The organism is Alistipes sp. CAG:268 (assembly GCA_000434235.1).
Taxonomy (GTDB): domain Bacteria; phylum Bacteroidota; class Bacteroidia; order Bacteroidales; family Rikenellaceae; genus Alistipes; species Alistipes avistercoris.
This window is the reverse complement of record FR891978.1, coordinates 1-4,374: the sequence shown is the minus strand read 5'-3', so window position 1 is coordinate 4,374 and position 4,374 is coordinate 1. Positions and strand designations below refer to the sequence as shown.

Below are 4,374 nucleotides of genomic sequence, written 5' to 3'. Positions count from 1 at the left end.
ATCCGAAGGGATGCGGCCGCCGCCATTCTTCAGCGCCTCTCAAAAACAAGGGAGAGGCCCTGCGGCCGATGGGACGGACACGTTCCAGCAACACACTCCCGGCACACACCGACCGCCACACCGGCCACAAGGCCGCTCCTCTATTCCGCCGCCACCGAAAGGTGGAACGTCACGGGCTGCACCGTCTGCCGCCCCAACTCGTCGGTCACCGAAAGGGTAAACCTGTGGTCCGAATCCTCCTTGCAGATCATCGCAATCATCGGCACAAGAGCCGAGATGTCAAACGGCACGGAGGTCTGTCCCTTCACTTCGTCCCCGCACTTCAATCCGAGCGAGGCGAAGGCCGCCGCAGCCTCTTCCGACGGATGGGCCATATCGAGCGTCGTAGAGAGGTGCAGCGCACCGAGCAGCTCGTCGGTCAGCGCCGGCGAATCAATCTTCACGGTAAAGTCCCGGATCCGCTCCGGCGCCGAGATCAGGATCCGAGCCGTCATGCCCTGCACTATCTCCTGCGGCTGGGAGATATCCCCGCCTTCAAGCGTGATTACCGGCGCACTGCCCGGCTTGCCGTCCGACTCCTTCTTGTCGCTGCACCCCGCCGAGAGGGCAACGACTGCGGCAAAGAATGCCACAATCTTCATCCACTTTTTCATAGTTTCCATCATTTAACAGGAATTCGTTCCGATGGCAAAAGTAGAAATGCGCCCCTTTGCCGGCAAATCTATTCAACGAGCCGGCCGTTTTTCCCCGCCGAAAGGCATTTTCTGCGAACCAACCCCTCTCCGCACCATCGGCATCGCACCAACCGAAGACCGCTAAGGGACCGATCGCACACAACGGAACGGAGACGCCGGCAGTCAAGGAGACCGGAGAATGAACCCCGAAAGAGATCAGCGTGCGGAGGGCTCCCGACCCTCGCAGGAAGGCATCGGCAACGGAGTGCACCAACAAAAGAGAAAAGACAAACGGCAACTCTGCTGTTGCAAAATCGCCGTTTTCTGGTAGTGGATAGGGGATTCGAACCCCTATGTCATGCGTGAGAGGCATGTATCCTAACCCTTAGATGAATCCACCGGTTTATTTTCGTGCTGCAAAGATAGCGCCTTCTTTTGAATCTCCAAAATTTTTCGCGAAAATCTGCAATTTTTTTTCATTTTCGCCGCAAAAACCCGTTTTTTGGCTACCTTTAAGCAAATCAAAATGCCGCATTGCCATGAAAAAAACCCTCATCCTGCTGCTCCCGGCACTTGCCCTGCTCCAGATCGGATGCCGCTCGCACCGCCCCGTGCAACCCGAATTCGAACAGCTCGCCATCGACACCCTGCTCGAACGCCGGGGCGCAGACTGCCGCATCGAATACCGTTTCGCGACGATCCGCAACACGTCCGAGTCTGCAGCCCTCCAGGCCATCGAAACGGCCAACATCGGCTACTTCTTCCAGGTCGAGGCATTTGAAGGGAATGCGGCACAGGCCGCCGAACTGGCCATCCGCGAAATAGACACCACCCTGCTTGCCGACGTTCAGCCGACCCAGACCTACGAAATCTCAATCGAATCCGAGGGACACGCCTCCGACACGCTGGCCACCTATGTCATCACGCGCTCAAGCTACACGGGCGGTGCTCACGGCATCTACGGGATCGAATACCACACCTATTCGCTCAAGAGCGGTCTGGAGATCACTACGGGAGACCTGTTCACCGAATCCCAGGCCGAACGGCTCGACGAAGTAATCCGTAAAAAGATCTGCGAAACCTACCACGTGACGACCGACGACGAATTGTCGGAACTCGGTTTCTTCCCCGAATATATCGGCGCCACGGAAAACTTCCTGATCGACGACCGCGGCATCACCTTCTTCTACAACCCCTACGAGATCGGATGCTATGCGCTGGGCGGCATCGAGGTGACGCTTACCCGCGAGGAGCTGTCGGCCCTTTGAAGCCGCACATTTCCGCCAGCCTCCGACTCATCACGGGTGAAGCCACCGGCCGGAGCCGCAGACATGCAGGCCGACAACAGAAGGCTTTCGTCCAACCGGCAGAATCCATCACCCGGTAACTCCGCGAAACCGCGAAAAAGTATATAGACAGCAAAAGGAGAGCGCAAAAAGAAAAAAGGTCCGAGTCTTCACGACTGGGACCTTTTTTTGGCGGGGAACCACCCCCTCCAAAAACGAGGTTTAATCGGAGGTATTCGACCGTTCGGACGAGCACCGTCCTCGGGTCTTAGCAACGGACCGTTCCGCTGCAACCTGCCGATTTCCTCAACCAACCTAAAACTACTAACCTAAATGAACCTTAAAACTTCACTGCAAAGATAAGGGCGTTTTTTGTATTATGCAAATATTTTATGAATATATTAAATAAGTTTAACAATTTGGTAACATTGGGAGATCTCGTAAAGCTTATTTTAACCGGTTCAATACATTGATAATCAACAACAAACAAAACCGACCCACCTCAAGGAGACCAACAGGCAAAAAAACGCTACAAGAACACGTTCAAAGGCCAAACAATCGAAGCATGGGGTTCGAAAGGCCGCAATACACCCAACAAAAAAGTCCGGCCGCAAGTTCCGCCCATGGGCGATCCTGCAGTCGGACTAAAGACAAAAAAAGGAAACTCAGAATCGGGACCTCGGTCCGTCATCCACAGTTTCCTCACCAACCTAAAACTACTAACCTAAATGAACCTTAAAACTTCGCTGCAAAGATAAGGGGAAAAATCGAACCGCGCAAGTTTTTATTAAATTTTTTTGATATTTTTTGATATTTTTTTAATATGCCCGACAGCCACAAGCATGCATACTACTGATAATCTGCGCATTATCGTTTCAGATGGACCTCGGTATGAATTTTTCCACAGCCTCAGATGCAGTATTTGCACCGAAGGCTTGTTATAATAGTATGAAAAAAATTTGACGGATATGGATAAAACACTACATTTGCGAAATGAGTTTGAACCACGCATACGTCAATAGAGCCGGACAAAAACGCGACCTGCAACAAGAGTAACCGACCCATACCGTCTCGAACACCCCATCAATTTTCCTGTACGATGACCGTATCCCTGCTTGTTTCCACCTACAATTGGCCCCGCGCCCTCTACCTGTGTCTCGACAGCGTGATGCAGCAGACCATCCTGCCCGACGAAATTCTCATCGCCGACGACGGCTCGGGCATGGCCACCCGCGACGTCGTGAAGCATTTCGAACGGATCTCGCCCGTCCCGGTACGCCACATCTGGCACGAGGACCGGGGATTCCGCGTCGCCACGATCCGCAACAAGGCCATTGCCGCCAGCACGTGCGACTACATCATCCAGATCGACGGTGACCTGATCCTGGAACGCCACTTCGTACAGGACCACATCCTCTTTGCCAAACCGGGATGTTACGTTTCGGGGTCACGCGGCATCATCACCGAAGCCCTCACCCGTCAGGTCCTCAGCGGAGCCATCACGTCGCTCTCCGCCCTGACCAAGGGAGTCCGGTGCAGCAACAACGTCATGCGCATTCCGTTCATGGCCATCATCTACCGCATGATCGCCGGGAGCAAATCACCGCGCAGCTGCAACATGGCCCTGTGGCGCGAAGACGCCATCCGGGTAAACGGCTACGACGAATCGTTCGAGGGATGGGGCTACGAGGACACCGAACTGGGGCTGCGGCTCGACAACAGCGGGGTGCGGCAGCGCATCATGAAGTTCCGCGGGGTCGCGTTCCACCTCTACCACGAACAACGCTCCCGCGAGAACTGCCCGACAAACGAGCAGCGCTATCTGGAAAGTATCCGCGAGCACCGCACGCGATGCCGGTTCGGGCTTGACAGCCACCTGCCCTACACCTACACCTATCCGCCCATCATCCTGCCGACAGGCACTCAGGCTTCGGTCCGGTGAACACGACAAAACAAGCGCGGCAACCAGCAAGGTTGCCGCGCTTGTCGCTATTTCGAAAAAAGCCGTTCGAGAAGCGGCCAGTAATGATACTTGCGCCGCATCTTCCATCGCCGCACCAGATTGAGCGGCTTGCGCTTCAAACCGACATGCCCGCGCTCGAGGAAGTCATCCACGGCATCGAGCACCCGCGCCGCACAACGGCCGTCGCGATGCGGCTCGTGAAACATCGTATAATCGTGAATTTCGCGCATCAGGCCGTCCGGACGGGTCAAGGCCCGCTCAATGGCCGGACCCACTTCCTGCGGTTCCCGGACATCGAGCAGATAAGGACCCGGATGCGAGTTGCGGAACGTAACAACCGGCTTGTTGAGGAACATGAACTCCAGAATAATCGACGAACTATCGCACAACATCACATCAGACTGATTCATTGCTCCTGCATCAAAAGTATTTCCCAGAAAGGAAGCATTTG

The 4,374-nt window shown here is 54.9% G+C and carries 4 protein-coding genes, 1 tRNA gene and 1 pseudogene; 3 read left to right on the top strand and 3 right to left on the bottom strand.

The window, feature by feature from the left end; all coding sequences use genetic code 11:
* Positions 1 to 140: 140 nt before the first annotated feature.
* Positions 141 to 653, bottom strand: coding sequence for a hypothetical protein (locus tag QZL63_RS02695; protein WP_022307797.1), 513 nt, complete (start codon positions 651 to 653; stop codon positions 141 to 143).
* A 31-nt stretch (positions 654 to 684) separates the two neighbouring features.
* Here QZL63_RS02695 and QZL63_RS02690 point away from each other — a divergent pair, with 31 nt between their 5' ends.
* A complete protein-coding gene (locus tag QZL63_RS02690) occupies positions 685 to 819 on the top strand; it encodes a hypothetical protein (RefSeq protein ID WP_290585716.1) in 135 nt (44 codons plus the stop codon).
* Between the two features lie 180 nt (positions 820 to 999).
* Here the strand turns inward: QZL63_RS02690 and QZL63_RS02685 are convergent.
* A tRNA-Glu gene (locus QZL63_RS02685) sits at positions 1,000 to 1,074 on the bottom strand.
* 139 nt (positions 1,075 to 1,213) lie between these two features.
* Here QZL63_RS02685 and QZL63_RS02680 point away from each other — a divergent pair.
* On the top strand, positions 1,214 to 1,942 hold the full coding sequence (locus QZL63_RS02680; protein ID WP_022307796.1) for an RsiV family protein: 729 nt from the start codon (positions 1,214 to 1,216) through the stop codon (positions 1,940 to 1,942).
* A gap of 1,117 nt (positions 1,943 to 3,059) precedes the next feature.
* Positions 3,060 to 3,902, top strand: a complete 843-nt coding sequence (locus QZL63_RS02675) for a glycosyltransferase family 2 protein (protein ID WP_022307795.1) — start codon at positions 3,060 to 3,062, stop codon at positions 3,900 to 3,902.
* A 47-nt stretch (positions 3,903 to 3,949) separates the two neighbouring features.
* Here QZL63_RS02675 and QZL63_RS02670 read toward each other — a convergent pair.
* Positions 3,950 to 4,374: pseudogene (locus QZL63_RS02670) on the bottom strand (CDP-glycerol--poly(glycerophosphate) glycerophosphotransferase); the annotation flags it as partial.

What these genes read in the sequence shown, in the direction of transcription:
- QZL63_RS02675 (WP_022307795.1), top strand. Translation starts at nt 3,060, where the DNA reads ATGACCGTATCCCTGCTTGTTTCCACCTACAATTGGCCCCGCGCCCTC.
- QZL63_RS02695 (WP_022307797.1), bottom strand. Translation starts at nt 653, where the DNA reads ATGAAAAAGTGGATGAAGATTGTGGCATTCTTTGCCGCAGTCGTTGCC.
- QZL63_RS02690 (WP_290585716.1), top strand. Translation starts at nt 685, where the DNA reads ATGGCAAAAGTAGAAATGCGCCCCTTTGCCGGCAAATCTATTCAACGA.
- QZL63_RS02680 (WP_022307796.1), top strand. Translation starts at nt 1,214, where the DNA reads ATGAAAAAAACCCTCATCCTGCTGCTCCCGGCACTTGCCCTGCTCCAG.